Below are 16706 nucleotides of genomic sequence, written 5' to 3'. Positions count from 1 at the left end.
TTGGTCTTTTGGCAAACCCAACAATCGTTCACGCCGCGGCGTGACGGCCACTCACGATGCTCACATTTCAACAAATTATCCTGACCTTGCAGTCCTACTGGGACAAGCAGGGCTGCGCCCTGCTCCAGCCATACGACATGGAAGTCGGCGCCGGCACCTTCCACACCGGTACCTTCCTGCGCGCGATCGGCCCTGAACCCTGGCGCGCCGCTTACGTGCAGCCATCGCGCCGCCCCAAGGATGGCCGCTACGGCGAGAACCCGAACCGCCTGCAGCACTATTACCAGTACCAGGTCGTGCTCAAGCCAGCCCCGGAAAACATCCTCGACCTGTACCTTGGCTCGCTGGAGGCGCTGGGCCTGGACCTGAAGCAGAACGACGTGCGCTTCGTCGAAGACGACTGGGAAAGCCCGACCCTGGGCGCCTGGGGCCTGGGCTGGGAAGTGTGGCTGAACGGGATGGAAGTCACCCAGTTCACCTACTTCCAGCAGGTCGGCGGCCTTGACTGCAAGCCGGTGCTGGGCGAGATCACCTACGGTATCGAGCGCCTCGCGATGTACCTGCAGGGCGTGGAAAACGTCTACGACCTGGTGTGGACCGAGTGGGAAGAGAACGGTGCAAAGAAGTCGCTGTCGTACGGTGACGTCTACCACCAGAACGAAGTCGAGCAGTCGACCTATAACTTCGAGCACGCGAACACTGAACTGCTGTTCGCGCAGTTCGCCAACCATGAAGCCGAAGCCAAGCGCCTGGTCGAGCTGCAGCTGACCTTGCCGGCCTACGAGCAGATCATGCGCGCTTCGCACAGCTTCAACATGCTGGATGCGCGCGGCGCCATCTCGGTGACCGAACGCGCCGCCTACATTGGCCGCGTGCGCACGCTGTCGCGCCTGGTGGCGCAAGCATATTACGACTCGCGCGAGAAGCTCGGCTTCCCGATGGCCCCAAAGGCGCTTGACGCCGCCGCCTGAACGACAGATAGAACAACATGAACCAGACATTACTAGTCGAACTGCTGACCGAAGAACTGCCGCCGAAGGCACTCGTCAAACTGGGCGACGCCTTTGCCGCCGCCATCGTGAACGGCCTGAAGTCGCGCGATTTCCTCGACGACGGCAGCGCCGCCACCACCTACGCCACCCCGCGCCGCCTGGCCGTATCGATCACCAACGTGCGCGGCACTTCGCCCGACAAGTCGATCCGCGACAAGGTGCTGCCGGTCAGCGTCGCGCTGGACGCCGACGGCAACCCGACCGCGCCGCTGGCCAAGAAGCTGGCCGCGATGGGCTTTGCCGACGTCACCGTCGACCGCCTCGAACGCGCCGTGGACGGCAAGGCCGAGAGCTTCTTCTACACCCACACCGCGCAAGGCAGCGCGCTGTCGACCGGCCTGCAGGCCGCGCTGGCTGACGCCCTGGCCAAGCTGCCGATCCCAAAGCTGATGAGCTACCAGCGCCCTGGCGGCGACACCGTGCAGTTCGTGCGCCCGGCGCACAAGCTGGTCGCGCTGCATGGCGAACAGGTGATCCCGCTGACTGCGCTGGGCCTGGCCGCATCGAACATCACGCTCGGCCACCGCTTCCTGACCGACGGCAGCGACATCGCCATCGCGCACGCGCAGCACTACGAAGCAACCCTGGAAACCGAAGGCCGCGTCATCGCCAGCCCGGCCGCCCGCAAGGAGCGCATCCGCACGGCGCTGCTTGAAAAAGCCGGCGCCGACAAGGTCTTGATGCCCGAATCGCTGCTCGACGAAGTGGCCGCGCTGGTCGAATGGCCGGTGGTCTACGAATGCCGCTTCGAAGAAGAGTTCCTGGCCGTGCCGCAGGAATGCCTGATCCTGACGATGCAGACCAATCAAAAGTATTTCGCGCTGACCGACACCGCCGGCAAGCTGCGTTCGCGCTTCCTGATCGTCTCGAACATCGCCACCGAATCGCCGCAGCACATCATCGGCGGCAACGAGCGCGTGGTGCGTCCGCGCCTGGCCGACGCCAAGTTCTTCTTCGAGCAGGACAAAAAGAAGACCCTGGAAGCGCGCCTGCCGCTGCTGGCCAACGTCGTCTATCACAACAAGCTGGGCACCCAGTCCGAGCGTACCATGCGCCTGGCCGCGCTGGCTGGCGCCATCGCCAAGCGCCTCGGCTACGACATGCTGCTGGCCGAGCGCGGCGCGCTGCTGGCCAAAGCCGACCTCTTGACCGACATGGTGGGCGAATTCCCTGAACTGCAAGGCATCATGGGCAGCTACTACGCGCGCCACGATGGCGAGCACGAGGAAGTCGCGCTGGCCGCGTCCGAACACTACCAGCCACGCTTTGCCGGCGACGCCCTGCCGTCGACCGCGACCGGCACCGCCGTCGCACTGGCCGACAAGCTGGAAACCCTGGTCGGCATCTGGAGCATCGGCCTGCAGCCAACCGGCGACAAGGACCCGTTCGCGCTGCGCCGCCACGCCCTCGGCGTGCTGCGCATGATGATCGAGAAGCGCCTGCCGGTCGGCATCAGCGAGTTGCTGGCATTCGCCGCCGCGCAGTTCGAAACCCGTGCCGGGTTCAAGGACCCGACGCTTGATGTCAGCGCCTTCATCATCGACCGCCTGCGCGGCATGCTGCGCGAGCGCGGCTTCACACCGAACGAAGTCGAAGCGGTGCTGGCGCAAAACCCCGACCGCCTCGACGACATCGTCCAGCGCCTCGAAGCGGTGCAGGCGTTTGCCGCGTTGCCGGAGAGTGCGTCGCTGGCCGCCGCCAACAAGCGCATCACCAACATCCTGAAAAAGACCGACGCCGCCATCGGTACCGTCTCGGAAGGCCTGCTGAAGGAAGAAGCGGAGCGCAACTTGTACAGCGCGATCAACCGCGTGCGTCCCGATGTCGATGCGGCGTTTGCCGCGGGCGACTTCACAGGCACGCTCAAGACGCTGGCGCGCCTGCGCGACGACGTCGACGCCTTCTTCCTCGACGTGATGGTGATGGATGAAGACCTTGCGCTGCGCAACAACCGCCTGGCCTTGCTGTCGTCCTTGCACGGCATGATGAACCGCGTGGCCGACATTTCGAAACTGGCATCGTGATCGGAGCCGCCATGAAGATGATCATCCTCGACCGCGACGGCGTCATCAATCATGACTCGCCCGAATTCATCAAATCGCCGGCCGAGTGGATTCCCATCCCCGGCTCGCTCGAAGCGATCGCGCGCCTGAACCAGGCCGGCTACCGCGTCGTGATCGCGTCGAACCAGTCCGGCATCGCGCGCGAGCTGTTCGACATGTCGATCCTGAATGCGATCCACCAGAAGCTGCACACCAGTGCGCAGCAGGTGGGAGCGGACATCGACGCGATTTTCTTCTGTCCGCACGCGGCGATCGACAACTGCGACTGCCGCAAGCCCAAGGCTGGCATGTTCGACGAAATCTCGAAGCGCTTCAAGGTCAGCCTGAAGGGCGTGCCGACCGTGGGCGACTCGCTGCGCGACCTGCAGGCAGGGTTCATCAGCGGCTGCGCGCCTTACCTGGTCCTGACCGGCAAGGGCCAGAAGACGCTGGAGACCGGCGGCCTGCCGCCAGGCACCCAGGTCTTCCCCGACCTGGCCAGCATGGTCGACGCGCTGCTCAAGGCCGCTACCGCGCCTGCCGCAAGCGCTGCATAACAACATAAAAAATCCGGAGATATTTTGCGTAACTTCACCCTGTTCCTGCGTTCCCTGTTGTTCACCGTCGTGATGGTGCTGGCCACCGTGATCTGGGTGTGGGTCTGCATGCTGGCCGCGCCCCTGCCTTACAACAAACGCTTCTGGGTGACCTCGCGCTGGAATGTCTTTGTGATCTGGTGCGCCAAGGTCATTTGCGGCATCCGCTACGAGTTCAAAGGCTATGACAACCTGCCGGACGCGCCGGCCATCGTGCTGTCGAAGCACCAGTCGGCATGGGAGACCATCTTCCTGCTTCCAAGCCTGACGCGCCCCCTGGTCTACGTTTTCAAGAAAGAGATTTTGTATATACCTTTCTTCGGCTGGGGCATGGCGCTGCTGCGCATGATCCCGATCGACCGCAGCCAGGGAAAAAACGCATTCAAACATGTTGTAACTCAGGGCAAACGCAGGCTGGCGGACGGCCAATGGATTATCATGTTCCCTGAAGGGACACGGATACCGGTTGGCCAAAAGGGCAAGTACAAAAGCGGAGGCACACGCCTTGCCATCGAAACCAACACGGTCGTCGTGCCGATCGCGCATAATTCTGGCGAGTGCTGGCCGAAGAACTCATTCATCAAGCGCCCCGGCCTGATTACGGTATCGATCGGAAAACCAATAGCTCCGGATGGCCACACGGCCGACAGCATGATGGAAGAGGTGGAAAATTGGATAGAATCAGAAATGCGCGTCATTTCACCCCACGTCTACAACGCTGGCTAAGCGAAATGGGCGCCCTGATCCGCGCATCGACCCCGCAGCAGAACATGACGTCACCAAAGATCAACGGGCACCAACTCGAATTATTTGCACAGGACTTTTTCGCGGCGCTTGAACCAGCCGCGAAAAGCCCGCCACCTCCGCCACAACCGCTGTTCAAGGCGCCGCCAGTCCCGCCGCGCCCAACCATCCCAACGTCGCCACGCTCGCCCGATTCGCCGCCGCTGCGCCGCATCCAGCTTGGCGCGCACTTCCTCGAATTCGAGCTGCGCCGCTCGACGCGCCGCTCGATCGGCTTCATGATCGACGATAACGGCCTGCGCGTCACCGCGCCGCGCCGCATCACGCTGGCAGAAATCGACACCGCCATCCGCGCCAAGCAGCGCTGGATTTTGAATAAGCTGCATGAACGGGGCGAGCGCCGCGCGACCCGCGAAGAACGTCCGCCGGTGCGCTGGACCGACGGCGCCCAGCTGCCTTTCCTGGGCGGAGACATCACCTTGCGTATCGAGGAGGCGCCGCGCAGCCACTGCGTGTTCGATGGCGAGGCGCGCATCCTCCGCCTCGGCGTGGCGCCAGGCCTGTCCGAATGGCAGCTGAAAGAACGCGTGAAGATCTGGTACCAGGCCGAGGCCAGGCGCCTGTTTGCCGAGCGGCTCGACCTGTACGCGGAGAAGCTGGGGGTGCGCTACGCCTCGATGGCCTTGTCGTCGGCAGGTACGCGCTGGGGTTCGTGCACCGTGGGCGGCAACATCCGCCTGAACTGGCGGCTGGTGCACTTCGCGCTGCCGCTGATCGATTATGTGGTCGCGCACGAACTGGCGCACCTGCTCGAGATGAATCACAGCCCGCGCTTCTGGGCGCAGGTCGGTTCGGTGTATCCGGATTATGAAGGGGCGCGCGCGGCGCTGCGACAGCGCTCGCAGGAACTGCCGGTATTGTTCGATTGATCGGTCGTTCCCGCGGAGGCGGGAACGACGCATACTATCAGGCATGCCGCGCCTGCGCGGCGATTTTCAGCATCTCTGTGTAGCGCTCCATCCCTGCCCGCTCGGCCTCGCCGAGGCAGCGGTACGGAATCGGCAAGGTGCCGCGCTTGAGCACCATCAGGTAGCCGCGCCGGTAGCGCCGGATGCGCACCACGTCATCCCACGAAATCAAGGTTACGCCGCGCGAGCAGCTGCGCACGATGCCATGGTCGTCGATGGTGAATTCGTAGACCAGTTTGCCGCGCCCCGCGGCGGCAAAATGCAGCGCGGCCGAACCAGTGGTCTTGAGCAGCATCAGGTAGGTGCGCAGCACGCCAAGCCGGCGGCGGCGAATCAGGTAGCCGCCGTGCTCCCACATGAAGCCGGAGTACTCGGACAGGGAATACCGGACCGAGAAAACCATCGGTACGCGGGCCGGATCGTCATGCAAAACGGGGACGCGCGCATCAGCGTGCTGGCTTGGCGGAACGGCGATGTTGATCGTGGTGCGCGGTTCGAGCGATGCAAGCGGCTCAGTGCCGGCCATTTTGGATTGGTTGTACCCTAACATGAACTTCCCCTGCTTTTCTTATGGGGACATGGTAACAAAATGTTAGTGAATTAATGGCCTCAACAGTTCAAGCGTGCGCAGGGTCGCGCCCTTGTGTGCCCCTGCGAAGGCCGCGGCGCGTTGTCCCATCGTGGCGCGCGCGCCACGGTCTGCCAGCAAACGGGCGCCTTGTTCGAGCATCCGGGCCGCATCCTTCACACGTAACGCGCCGCCGGCGGCAATTGCCTCCTCGGTCGCCTGGGCAAAATTGAAGGTGTGCTGGCCGACCAGGACGGGGCGCGCGAGCGCGCAGGCTTCGATCAGGTTCTGCCCTCCCAGCGGCAGCAGGCTGCCGCCGATGAAGGCGCAGTCGCATGCTTCGTAGTACGCGAACATCTCGCCCATCGAGTCACCCAGCAAAACGTCGGCGGCAACCGGCTCTTCGCCAAGCTGCGAACGGCGCTGCACAGTCATGCCCCGCGCCGCGGCAAGGCCCGCGACTTCGTCAAAGCGTTGCGGGTGGCGCGGCACGATCGCCAGCAGCATGCCTTGGGGCCGCGGCGCCATCGCCTGCCACGCGTCGAGGATCAGCGCTTCCTCGCCCTCGCGCGTGCTGGCGCACAGCAGCACCGGGCGGCCGCCAATGCGCTCGCGCAGCCAGGCGCCAGTGTCCAGCGCAGCCTGCGGCACCACGACATCGAACTTGATGCTGCCGGTAACCTCCACCTTCGGCGAGCCGAGCGCACGGACACGGGCGGCATCGGCTTCGGTTTGCGCAGCCACCAGGGTGATGCCGCGCGCCGTCTGCATCATCAGCGCGCCAAAGCGCTGGCCGCGGCGCAGCGAGCGTTCGGACAGGCGCGCATTGACCAGCGCAACCGGCACATCGTGCCGCTGGCAGGCCGCGATCATGTTCGGCCACACCTCGGTCTCCATCAGGATGCAGATGCGCGGTGCAAAAAAGCGCAGGAAGCGCCGCACCAGCCATTCGATGTCGTAAGGTAGATAGCTTTGCACCAGCCGCGCGCCGTGCTTGGCGTACAGCGCCTTGCCGGTCGCGCGCCCGGTCGGGGTCATGTGGGTCAGGACGATGCGGCTGTCCGGGTAGGCCTGCATCAGCGCGTCGACCAGCGGTTCGGCCGCGCGCGTTTCGCCGACCGAGACTGCGTGCACCCAGAGCGTGTGCCAGCCGGCGTCGCGCCGGCCGTAGAATCCGAGGCGCTCGCCAAGGTGCTGGCGGTAGCCGGGCTCGCGCAGGCCGCGCCACCACAGCCGTCCGAGCACGAACGGCAGCGCCAGCACCCACAGCGCGGAGTACACGCCGCGCGTCAAGGCTGGCCTTTCAGGCGCTCCACTGCGGCCAGGACCTCGGGCACAGATGGCGGGGCGCCCAGGTCGCCCAGGTTGATGATGCGCTGCGACCAGTTGCCTTCGGTTTTCCACTTCGGCGAGTCGCAATACAGTTCGATGGTCGGGCGCACGAAGGCGGCGGCGATGTGCGTCAGGCCGGTGTCCACGCCGATCGCCAGTGCCGCGTTGCGCGCCAGCGAAATGGCTTCGTCCATCGACAGCTTCGGCAGCACCACCGCGTTCGGCGCGCCGCCTGCAATCGCCTCGGCTTCGCGCTTTTCGCCAGGCGAGCCCCAGGCCAGCAGCACCGGCATCGGCGCCAGTGCATTGGCGGTATTGATCCAGTTCGCGCCTGGCCACTTCTTGGCGTCGCGCGCGGTCCCGTGGAAGAACACGGCGTAGTCCTCAGGCGGCATCCAATGCGGACGGTTGGCGGTGCCTGGGCCGGGCAGCCCGAAATCGGGCGCCACGTCCACCGGGTAGCCGAGCGCCGCGCCGGCCACCAGCCGCCCGCGCGCTACCGCATGGGTGCGCGGGTCGAGCGGGATGCTCTTTGTATGGAAGATACGCGAGATGCCTTCGTAGCCCGACCCTTCGCTGCCGTTGGCCAGGCCGACCTTCTGGCCGCCTGCGACAGTGCGGGCCGCCCCCATGATGATGCCGGTCTTGAGCAGGCCCTGGGTGTCGAAGACGTAGTCGTAGCGCTCCTCGCGCAGCGTGGCGAAGAAGGCCTTGATCTCGGCGCGCGTGGCCTTGTCGCCGAGCTTCTTGCGCCAGCGCCGCAGCGCGAACGGGATGATCTTGCGTACGTGCGGGTTCAGCCGCACCAGGCTGACATAGCCCTCCTCCACCACCCAGTCGATGTTCGCATCGGGGTAATGGCGCAGGATGTCGGCCACCATCGGCAGGTTGTGCAGGACGTCGCCCAGCGACGACACCCGCACCAAAAGGATATTCAAGGCCACGCTATGCTCAGAACGGCAGGTGCGCGTCAGGCTTGGCGGCCACGATCACGCGGCGGAACTCGCCCTGGATGCGGCTCAGCGCTTCCGGCGACTCCGCCTCGAAGCGCATGACGACGACCGGCGTGGTGTTCGACGAACGCGCGAGGCCGAAACCGTCGGCGTATTCGACGCGCAGGCCGTCGATGGTGATGATGCGCTCGGCGCCCGTGAAGGTCGCGCCGGTGCGCAGCTTTTCGATCAGCTCGACGTTCTCGCCTTCCTGCAGGTGCAGGTGCAGCTCGGGCGTGCTGTCGGACTGCGGCAGCGCGTTCATCAGCGCCGACGGGTCTTCCACGCGGGTCAGCAGCTCGAGCAGGCGCGCGCCCGAGTACAGGCCGTCGTCGAAGCCGAACCAGCGGTCCTTGAAGAAGATGTGTCCGCTCATCTCGCCGCCCAGTGGCGCGCCGGTTTCACGCAGCTTGGCCTTGACCAGCGAGTGGCCGGTTTTCCACATCAGCGGGCGGCCGCCGTGCTTTTCGATCCATGGCGCCAGGTGGCGCGTGCACTTGACGTCGTACAGGATCTCGGCGCCCGGATTGCGCGACAGGACGTCGGCCGCGAACAGCATCATCTGGCGGTCCGGATAAATGATCTGGCCGTCCTTGGTGACGACGCCCAGGCGGTCGCCGTCGCCATCGAAGGCCAGGCCGATCTCGGCGTCGGTCTCCTGCAGCACGCGGATCAGGTCCTGCAGGTTTTCCGGGTGGGCCGGGTCCGGATGGTGGTTCGGGAAGGTGCCATCGACTTCGCAGAACATCTCGATGACCTCGCAGCCCATGCCGCGGTACAGGTCGCCCGCGAAAGCGCCGGCCACGCCGTTGCCGCAGTCGACCGCGATTTTCATCGGGCGCGAAATCTTCACGTCCGCCAGGATGCGCTCGATGTAAGCGGCGCGGATGTCGTGGGTGCTGTAGCTGCCCGGGATGTCGGCGGCTGCGCCGTCGCCGCTGGCGATGGCCTGGTACAGCGCCTGGATGGTGTCGCCGTGGATCGCTTCGCCGGCCAGCACCATCTTGAAGCCGTTGTAGTCAGGCGGGTTGTGGCTGCCGGTGACCATGATGCCGGAGGCTGCGCCGAGCACATTGGTGCCGAAGTAGACCATCGGGGTGGCGACCATGCCCAGGTCGATGACGTCGACGCCGGCGTGCTGCAGGCCGGCGGCGAGGGCCGCCGACAGTTCGGGACCCGACAGGCGGCCATCGCGGCCGATGACGACCTTGCGCTCGCCCTTGGCCAGCGCGGCCTTGCCAAATGCGATACCGATTTGGCGCGCAATACCGGCGTCGAGCGTGCTGCCAATGACGCCGCGGATGTCATAGGCCTTGAAAATCGTCTTGGAAAGAGAAACCATGTTTGTTTTTACCTTTGAATTAAACGCGGCGCGCGGACCCTGCGCGGCCCGGTTCAATCGCGGGCGCGGCAAACAAGGGAAACCGTCGGAAGCTAAGGGAATTAGATTGAATAGAACACATCATATTGTAGCGGCAAGCGGGGCGCTTGGGAAATGCGCCCGCGAGTCGTGCCGCTACATGGGACTGGCTTAAACGCGCAGCTTGTCCAGCGATTTGCCGCCTTCAACCCATTCCTTGACCCACTTTGGCTGGCGGCCGCGGCCGGTCCACTGCTGGGCTGAATTGTCAGGGTGGCGATAACGGACCGCGACGCTGCCAGTTTTACCGCCGCGCGCGCCGGTGCCGATCAGGTCTTTCAAAGGTACGCCGACGCTTTGCGCGATAGCCATGATTTGTTCGCGAGCCTTTGCGACTTCCTGGTGCTCACGCTTTTTCATTTCCTGTTTGATTTGATCCTGCAGGTTACGCAAATCACCAACGGACATATTTGACAGATCCATCATGGTTCCTTAGTTGTGGTTTGAACGAATAAGTGAAATATCACCAATTGTCGCAATATACTACAATCCCGGACAAATGCTAGTCCTTCTTGTACATTATCAGCCACCTCGGTGACTTGAATCGAACGATACGCGCATACAACCAAATGTAGCTGATAACGAACAATAAACAGAAACAAATCAATATACCTGTATTTCGCCAGAACACCGTTGCCGGTATTACCGCCATCAGTGAAAACGTCCACAAGTAAGGCGATGTCAGCGAGTTACGGCGCATCAGGGCGCGCGCCTCCGCGCGGCCTACCGCCCATTGCACGATGCGGCGGAATATCAGGCTGTGCAAATGTATACCGTCCGGCATTGCGGGTGACTTCCCGCGTACAAACATCCGGCGATAGGCCGAGAATAAGGTTTCAAAAGCCGGGTAAATCAGCAGCAAGGCGGCATACCAGGTCGAGACCTGCGGGTTGCGCATCACCAGCAGCAATGCCAGCTCGCCCAGCATGAATCCGATGAAATACGCGCCGCCGTCGCCCAGGAAAATCAGCCCGACCGGGTAATTCCAAATCAGGAAGCCTGCAGTCGCCCCCGCCACCATCAGGGCCGCCACCAGCACAAACACGTCGCCCACCTGGAACGCCACATAGGCGAGCGAAATCAGCATGCAGATCGTGACAACGCTGGCCAGGCCGTTAAAGCCATCGATGATATTGACGGCGTTGGCAATGCCGGCCACCGCCAGCAGGGTGAAGGGCAAGGCCAGCCAGATATAGTCGAATACCAGCGAGCCGCCAAACGGCATATCGATGCGTGCCAGGCGCGCGTCGAGCAGGAAGTAGCCAAGCAGCGCCGCCACCATCGTCAATAACAGGCGCCGCGATGCGCTGACGTTGCCGGTATAGTCTTCGACGATGCCGGCCGCGAACGCGACCGACGAACATAACAACAGCCCCAGCAGCCAGCCCGACATGTCCGGCACGCGCCAGATGGAAATCGCCGCGCTGGTCACGACCGCGAGAAAAATCGGCAGGCCGCCGATCCGCGCCACCGCGTGCGAATGGACTTTTTGAACGCCGAGGAAATCGGTATCGAGTGCGCGCCCGTGCAGCCTCACCTGCTTAATTACCAGCAGGGTCAGGAGCGCGGACGCGACGAAACTCACGAGGAAAGAAAACATTAATTTTATTATTCTATAAGAACAAGCCCCCGGCAAGCTCGTGCCCTGCCTGGTAAGTTAATAGCGGCTGCAACCGCAGCTTGATCGGAACATCCACACCAAATGCCGTGATTGTACCGGATTGGAAGGTACTGTCTTGACAGTTCAGCAAACTCTTTTATTGAACAACCGGCAATTGCTTTTCGATAAAGCACCGAGATTGTGCTTGCAGCATTCGATATATCCGAGGAGATTTACATTTCGAAATAATGAATTTCCACCTTATCGCTCATTCCAGGCACAAAGCGAGCGCGTCGCGCCAATCCGGCAACGCACACAGGGCGCGCAAGCGGGTGCAATCGAGCAGGGAATTCTGGGGACGGCGCGCCGGCAAGGGATAATCAGCCGTTGTGATCGGCACCAGCTTGCAGTTCAACTTCTGCAATGCAAGGATTTCTTCGGTAAAGCCGCACCAGGTCGTCTGGCCGCCGCTTCCCAGGTGGTACAGGCCGGTGTGTTGTGCCCACCAGTCGCGCCCGCCCTGTTGGGCCTTGGCCAGCAGCACTGCGCTGGTATCCGCCACCGTCCGGCTCCAGGTCGGGGCGCCATGCTGGTCGCATACCACGCGCAACTCGTCGCGCTCTTTTGCGAGGCGCAGCATGGTCAGCAGGAAGTTTTTCCCGCGCATGCCATATACCCAGCTGGTGCGCAGGATCAGGTGGTCGATCCCGGCTGCGGCAACCGCCTGCTCACCGTCCAGCTTGCTCTGTCCGTAGACGTTGAGCGGGTTGGGCGTATCACTCTCCACGTAGGCGCCGGACTTGCTGCCGTCGAACACGTAATCGGTCGAATAGTGCACCATCGCCGCGCCCAGTTTGCGCGCCTCAACCGCCATGGCCTCGGGCGCTTCGGCGTTGACGCGGCGTGCGAGTTGCGGTTCCGACTCCGCCTTGTCCACCGCCGTATAGGCCGCCGCGTTCACGATCAGGCCAGGCTTGACCGAACGGATCACATCGCGGACCTGGCCGAGGTCGGACAAGTCCATGGCGGACCGGTCCACGGCCATTACCTGCCCCAGTGGCTGCAGGCTGCGCGCCAGCTCATAGCCGACCTGCCCACCCGCGCCAGTCAGCAATATCCTCATGGGAATACTTCGGCGTCGGCAAGCAGCTTGCCCTGGCTATCTTTGCCCGACAACATAGGCGTACCGGACAGCGGCCATTCGATGGCCAGCGCCGGGTCGTTCCACAGGATCGAACGCTCGTGCTCGGGCGACCAGTAATCGGTGGTCTTGTAGAGGCATTCGGCGTTATCGCTGGTGACCACGAAGCCGTGTGCAAAACCGGGCGGCACCCACAGCTGGCGGCGGTTTTCGGCGGACAGCTCGACACCTACCCAGCGGCCGAAAAACGGCGACGAGGCGCGGATATCGACGACCACGTCGAAAATCGCGCCCGATACCACCCGCACCAGTTTGCCCTGCGGCTGGCGGATCTGGTAATGCAGCCCGCGCAAAACGTTTTTGGCCGAGCGCGAATGGTTATCCTGGACAAAATTGACCGACAGGCCCGTCATTTGCGAAAACTGGCGCGCGTTATAGCTTTCATAGAAAAAGCCGCGGTCATCACCGAAGACAGTCGGCTCGAATACCAGGACTTCCGGCATGGAGGTGGGCGTAACTTTCATCAAAATACCTTATCGTTGAGCACGCGGAGCAGATATTGGCCGTAGCCGTTTTTTTTCAGTGGATCGGCCAGCCGCTCGAGCGCTTGCGCATCGATATAACCCTTGCGGTAGGCAATCTCTTCGGGCACCGCCACTTTCAGGCCCTGGCGCTTTTCTATGGTGGCGATGAATTGCGAGGCCTCGAGCAGCGATTCGTGGGTGCCGGTATCGAGCCAGGCCAGGCCGCGCCCCATGACTTCCACCGATAGCTGTTGCGCTTCAAGATAAGTCCGGTTGACATCGGTGATTTCCAGTTCGCCGCGCGCCGACGGCTTGATCGACGCGGCGATGTCGCACACCTGGCTGTCATAAAAATACAGCCCGGTGACCGCGTAATTGGACTTTGGCTGGCGCGGTTTTTCCTCGATCGAGACGGCACGCTGCCCGGCGTCGAATTCAACCACGCCATAACGCTCCGGGTCGAGCACGTGGTACGCAAACACGGTGGCGCCAGCGGTGCGCGCATTGGCCACGCTCAGCTTCTGGTCGAGGCCATGTCCATAATAGATATTGTCGCCAAGGATTAGCGCCGACGGCCCGCCGCCGACAAAATCGCGCCCGATCACGAATGCCTGCGCCAGGCCTTCCGGTTCCGGCTGCACCGCGTAGCTGAGGCTGATGCCCCACTGCGAGCCGTCACCCAGCAAATCCTGGAATCGCGGCGTATCTTGCGGCGTCGAGATAATCAGGATGTCGCGGATTCCAGCCAACATCAGCGTGGTCAGCGGATAGTAAATCATCGGCTTGTCGTAAATCGGCAGCAACTGCTTCGATACGCTCATGGTCACGGGATACAGCCTGGTTCCCGATCCGCCGGCCAGGATAATTCCCTTGCGCGCCCTGCTATTCAACTGGCCTCCCGTTTCGCGTAATTTTGCTCGACCCATGACAGGTAGGCGCCCGACTGCACATTGGCCACCCAGTCCTGATGGTCCAGATACCATTGCACGGTTTTGCGAATGCCGGTGTCGAATGTCTCAACTGGCTTCCACCCGAGTTCGCGTTCGATCTTTCCGGCGTCGACGGCATAGCGGCGGTCGTGGCCGGGACGGTCCGCCACAAACCTGACCTGGCTGGCGTAGCTGCGGCCCGGTGCCGGCCTGAGCTCGTCGAGAATGGCGCAAAGCGTGCGCACCACGTCGATATTCTTCATTTCGTTCCAGCCGCCGACGTTATACACCTCGCCCGGCCGGCCGGCTTCGAGCGCGCGCCGCACCGCCGCGCAGTGGTCGCTTACATACAGCCAGTCGCGAACCTGGCCGCCGTCGCCATAGATCGGCAGCGGTTTGCCGGCGAGGGCATTGGCCATCACCAGCGGGATCAGCTTTTCAGGGAACTGGTAAGGCCCGTAATTGTTTGAACAATTGGTGGTAATCGTGGGCAGGCCATAGGTATGGAAATAGGCGCGCACCAGGTGGTCGGACGATGCCTTCGATGCGGAATACGGGCTGTTTGGCGCATAAGCCGTCATTTCGGTAAATGGCGCGTCGTTTTCGCCCAGCGAGCCGTACACCTCGTCGGTCGAAATATGCACGAAGCGGAATTCGTCCTTTTCCCTGCCGGTCAACGTATTCCAATACGCGCGGGCCGCTTCAAGCAATGCGAAGGTACCGCTCACATTAGTCGTGATGAATGCGGAAGGAGAGTGGATCGAGCGGTCGACATGGCTTTCGGCGGCAAAATGCACGAGCGCGCGCGGCCGGTATTGTTCCAGCAGCGCCAGCATCGCGTCGCCATCGCAGATATCGCCGCGCACAAAGTGGTGGCGCGCGTCGCCCTGCAGCGAAACAAGGTTGTCCAGGTTGCCGGCGTAAGTCAGTTTGTCGACGTTGACGATGCCCTCGCCCGACTGCGCAAGCCAGTCGAGGACGAAATTCGAGCCGATGAAACCGGCGCCGCCGGTAACGAAAATCATGAAGTATCCCGCCTGGGTTGTTGATCCGAAGGCATAATTCTATGCGAAACTTGCGCTCTTCTTAGTAATTTCATCATATGGGTAAACAGGAATGAGGACTTACGCCATCGGCGACTTGCAGGGCTGCGCCCATGAAGCGCAACTGCTGCTCGACCGGATACACGCAGATGCGCAAGGCGACGCCAGCATCCTTTTTGTCGGTGACCTGATCAACCGGGGCCCGGACTCGCTCGGCGCGCTGCGCCGCGTGCGCGCGCTGCAGGAGGCCAGCGGCGGACGGGTCGAAGCCCTGCTCGGCAATCACGACCTGCACCTGCTGGCGGTGGCCGCGGGCGCGCAGGCGGTGTCGCCGTCGGACACGCTTGACCCCATCCTGGCCGCGCCCGACCGCGATGAACTGGTCGGCTGGCTGCGCCAGCGTCCATTGGCGCTGCGCTCCGGCCGCTGCCTGCTGGTGCATGCGGGCGTGCTGCCGCAATGGTCCGCCGACAAAGTGATGGCGCTGGCCGCGGAAGTGCAAGCGGCCTTGCGCGGGGCCGGCTGGCGCGATTTCCTCGCCCAGATGTATGGAAACACCCCGGATCGCTGGGACGAGTCGCTGACCGGCATCGCGCGCCTGCGCTGCATCGTCAACGCGCTGACCCGCATGCGCCTGTGCACCCCTGGCGGCGTGATGGACTTCAAGCAGAAAGAAAGCGCCGCTGCGCCGGCAGGGTCAGGCCTGCTGCCGTGGTTCGACCTGGAAGGCCGCCAGACGCACGACGTGACCGTGGTGTTCGGCCACTGGTCGGCGCTGGGCCTCCTGATGCGCGACGACGTTATTGGCCTCGACAGTGGCTGCGTCTGGGGCGGCAAGCTGACCGCGGTATGCCTTGACGACCGCCGCCTGCTGCAGGTCGACTGCCCGGAATACAAGCCGCACAGCGGCAAGAAGAAGTAGTCAGCCGAGCGCGCCCTGGATGGCGCCGTGGGCCCGGTCCGCCAGTTCGCGCCGGTGCGCGCCGGCGGCGTCGATCGGCGCGAGGCGAACCAGCTCCGCGCGGATCGACCCGGATGCGAGGATGGCCATCACGCTCTGCACGAAGGTCATGTCGCCGACGAAGTCCACCGCCGGGTGCAGCGCGCCATTCGCATCGAGATACCTGAGCGCGTAGGGCTGCACCTGCACTTTTGCGTCCACCGCGGCCTCGAACAGGTTGGCATGAAACGGCAGGACGGTACCCTGCGGCGCGGTCGTCCCTTCAGGGAAAAAGGCGACGCGCGCGCCCATCTGGAGCGCGGCGACAATCCCTTTGAACACGCTACGCAGGTCGCGCCGGCTGCCGCGCGCGATGAACACGGTGCCGGCCTGTTCGACCAGCCAGCCAAGCACCGGCCATTCGCGGATTTCGGATTTGGCGACGAAGCGGCACGGGTGTACCGAATTGATGACGAAAATGTCGAGCCACGACACATGGTTGGCGACGATCAGCGCGTGATGCAAGGCCGGCGCGCCCGAAGGCGCCGCGACGGTGACCTTGCAGATCGCCAGCAGGCGGCGCGACCAGTTCTGGATACGCGCGCTGCGGCGGCCAGTTCCAACCCACGGGAAAACGATAGCGCAGGTTACCAGCCCCTCCAGCAGGTGCAGTAGGATACGGGCAAGGCGTAAGGTGAGTCGAAGATTCAATGTGGACCAGTACAGTGGCACCGTCGTTCCCGCGAACGTCTCGGCGGCCCCGCGGGAACCCATACTGAGCGTCAATGCACGCAGGGTATGGGTTCCCGCGTTCG

The 16706-nt window shown here is 63.3% G+C and carries 17 protein-coding genes; 6 read left to right on the top strand and 11 right to left on the bottom strand.

Annotation, left to right across the window (positions count from 1 at the left end; all coding sequences use genetic code 11):
- Positions 1-56: 56 nt before the first annotated feature.
- The 5 genes from glyQ to LMJ30_RS20785 are packed head-to-tail and all read left to right on the top strand — an operon-like array spanning position 57 to position 5363.
- Positions 57-971, top strand: a complete 915-nt coding sequence (gene glyQ / locus LMJ30_RS20805; RefSeq protein WP_229434467.1) for a glycine--tRNA ligase subunit alpha — start codon at positions 57-59, stop codon at positions 969-971.
- A gap of 17 nt (positions 972-988) precedes the next feature.
- Entirely contained in the window at positions 989-3076 is a 2088-nt protein-coding gene (glyS, locus tag LMJ30_RS20800) for a glycine--tRNA ligase subunit beta (protein ID WP_229434466.1), read from the top strand.
- Positions 3077-3087: 11 nt separating this feature from the next.
- Positions 3088-3651: a D-glycero-beta-D-manno-heptose 1,7-bisphosphate 7-phosphatase gene (gmhB, locus tag LMJ30_RS20795; protein WP_229434465.1), complete on the top strand. Its 564-nt coding sequence runs from the start codon at positions 3088-3090 to the stop codon at positions 3649-3651.
- A gap of 24 nt (positions 3652-3675) precedes the next feature.
- Entirely contained in the window at positions 3676-4416 is a 741-nt protein-coding gene (locus tag LMJ30_RS20790; protein ID WP_229434464.1) for a lysophospholipid acyltransferase family protein, read from the top strand.
- Between the two features lie 5 nt (positions 4417-4421).
- Positions 4422-5363 carry a M48 family metallopeptidase gene (locus LMJ30_RS20785; protein ID WP_371873065.1) on the top strand — a complete coding sequence of 314 codons (942 nt, stop codon included), beginning with the start codon at positions 4422-4424 and terminating at the stop codon, positions 5361-5363.
- 37 nt (positions 5364-5400) lie between these two features.
- Here the strand turns inward: LMJ30_RS20785 and LMJ30_RS20780 are convergent, their stop codons facing one another.
- The 10 genes from LMJ30_RS20780 to rfbB form a co-directional block, all read right to left on the bottom strand.
- On the bottom strand, positions 5401-5952 hold the full coding sequence (locus LMJ30_RS20780) for a YcxB family protein (RefSeq protein ID WP_229434463.1): 552 nt from the start codon (positions 5950-5952) through the stop codon (positions 5401-5403).
- A 42-nt stretch (positions 5953-5994) separates the two neighbouring features.
- The gene (gene waaA, locus LMJ30_RS20775; protein ID WP_229434462.1) at positions 5995-7263 is read right to left on the bottom strand and encodes a lipid IV(A) 3-deoxy-D-manno-octulosonic acid transferase; all 1269 of its coding nucleotides are present in this window, start codon (positions 7261-7263) and stop codon (positions 5995-5997) included.
- The gene (waaC, locus tag LMJ30_RS20770; RefSeq protein WP_229434461.1) at positions 7260-8240 is read right to left on the bottom strand and encodes a lipopolysaccharide heptosyltransferase I; all 981 of its coding nucleotides are present in this window, start codon (positions 8238-8240) and stop codon (positions 7260-7262) included. Before waaC ends, waaA begins: the two co-directional genes overlap by 4 nt.
- Before the next feature lie 13 nt (positions 8241-8253).
- A complete protein-coding gene (locus tag LMJ30_RS20765) occupies positions 8254-9636 on the bottom strand; it encodes a phosphomannomutase/phosphoglucomutase (protein ID WP_229434460.1) in 1383 nt (460 codons plus the stop codon).
- Between the two features lie 189 nt (positions 9637-9825).
- Positions 9826-10137 carry an H-NS histone family protein gene (locus LMJ30_RS20760; RefSeq protein WP_229434528.1) on the bottom strand — a complete coding sequence of 104 codons (312 nt, stop codon included), beginning with the start codon at positions 10135-10137 and terminating at the stop codon, positions 9826-9828.
- A 79-nt stretch (positions 10138-10216) separates the two neighbouring features.
- Positions 10217-11314 carry an MraY family glycosyltransferase gene (locus LMJ30_RS20755; protein ID WP_229434459.1) on the bottom strand — a complete coding sequence of 366 codons (1098 nt, stop codon included), beginning with the start codon at positions 11312-11314 and terminating at the stop codon, positions 10217-10219.
- Between the two features lie 268 nt (positions 11315-11582).
- A complete protein-coding gene (gene rfbD / locus LMJ30_RS20750; RefSeq protein WP_229434458.1) occupies positions 11583-12437 on the bottom strand; it encodes a dTDP-4-dehydrorhamnose reductase in 855 nt (284 codons plus the stop codon).
- On the bottom strand, positions 12434-12979 hold the full coding sequence (gene rfbC / locus LMJ30_RS20745) for a dTDP-4-dehydrorhamnose 3,5-epimerase (RefSeq protein ID WP_229434457.1): 546 nt from the start codon (positions 12977-12979) through the stop codon (positions 12434-12436). Before rfbC ends, rfbD begins: the two co-directional genes overlap by 4 nt.
- Positions 12979-13905, bottom strand: a complete 927-nt coding sequence (gene rfbA / locus LMJ30_RS20740; RefSeq protein ID WP_371873064.1) for a glucose-1-phosphate thymidylyltransferase RfbA — start codon at positions 13903-13905, stop codon at positions 12979-12981. The genes rfbC and rfbA overlap by 1 nt, the downstream gene beginning before the upstream one ends.
- Entirely contained in the window at positions 13866-14933 is a 1068-nt protein-coding gene (gene rfbB, locus LMJ30_RS20735; RefSeq protein ID WP_229434455.1) for a dTDP-glucose 4,6-dehydratase, read from the bottom strand. The genes rfbA and rfbB overlap by 40 nt, the downstream gene beginning before the upstream one ends.
- Positions 14934-15024: 91 nt before the next feature.
- On the opposite strand from rfbB, the gene LMJ30_RS20730 reads away from it, so the two are divergent.
- Positions 15025-15873, top strand: coding sequence for a symmetrical bis(5'-nucleosyl)-tetraphosphatase (locus LMJ30_RS20730; protein WP_229434454.1), 849 nt, complete (start codon positions 15025-15027; stop codon positions 15871-15873).
- On the opposite strand, the gene LMJ30_RS20725 is transcribed toward LMJ30_RS20730, so the two are convergent.
- Positions 15874-16602, bottom strand: coding sequence for a lysophospholipid acyltransferase family protein (locus tag LMJ30_RS20725; RefSeq protein WP_229434453.1), 729 nt, complete (start codon positions 16600-16602; stop codon positions 15874-15876).
- Positions 16603-16706 lie beyond the last annotated feature (104 nt).

It is taken from the genome of Massilia agrisoli (assembly GCF_020831365.1).
GTDB lineage: Bacteria > Pseudomonadota > Gammaproteobacteria > Burkholderiales > Burkholderiaceae_D > Telluria_A > Telluria_A agrisoli.
The sequence above is the reverse complement of the archived record's forward strand: the minus strand, read 5'-3'. Positions and strand labels throughout refer to the sequence as shown.

Coding starts and splice junctions, on each gene's coding strand:
- rfbC (WP_229434457.1), bottom strand. CDS start 12,979: ATGAAAGTTACGCCCACCTCCATGCCGGAAGTCCTGGTATTCGAGCCG.
- rfbA (WP_371873064.1), bottom strand. CDS start 13,905: ATGGGTCGAGCAAAATTACGCGAAACGGGAGGCCAGTTGAATAGCAGG.
- LMJ30_RS20765 (WP_229434460.1), bottom strand. CDS start 9,636: ATGGTTTCTCTTTCCAAGACGATTTTCAAGGCCTATGACATCCGCGGC.
- LMJ30_RS20785 (WP_371873065.1), top strand. CDS start 4,422: ATGGGCGCCCTGATCCGCGCATCGACCCCGCAGCAGAACATGACGTCA.
- rfbB (WP_229434455.1), bottom strand. CDS start 14,933: ATGATTTTCGTTACCGGCGGCGCCGGTTTCATCGGCTCGAATTTCGTC.
- glyS (WP_229434466.1), top strand. CDS start 989: ATGAACCAGACATTACTAGTCGAACTGCTGACCGAAGAACTGCCGCCG.
- LMJ30_RS20730 (WP_229434454.1), top strand. CDS start 15,025: ATGAGGACTTACGCCATCGGCGACTTGCAGGGCTGCGCCCATGAAGCG.
- LMJ30_RS20780 (WP_229434463.1), bottom strand. CDS start 5,952: ATGTTAGGGTACAACCAATCCAAAATGGCCGGCACTGAGCCGCTTGCA.
- LMJ30_RS20760 (WP_229434528.1), bottom strand. CDS start 10,137: ATGGATCTGTCAAATATGTCCGTTGGTGATTTGCGTAACCTGCAGGAT.
- LMJ30_RS20755 (WP_229434459.1), bottom strand. CDS start 11,314: ATGTTTTCTTTCCTCGTGAGTTTCGTCGCGTCCGCGCTCCTGACCCTG.
- glyQ (WP_229434467.1), top strand. CDS start 57: ATGCTCACATTTCAACAAATTATCCTGACCTTGCAGTCCTACTGGGAC.
- rfbD (WP_229434458.1), bottom strand. CDS start 12,437: ATGAGGATATTGCTGACTGGCGCGGGTGGGCAGGTCGGCTATGAGCTG.
- gmhB (WP_229434465.1), top strand. CDS start 3,088: ATGAAGATGATCATCCTCGACCGCGACGGCGTCATCAATCATGACTCG.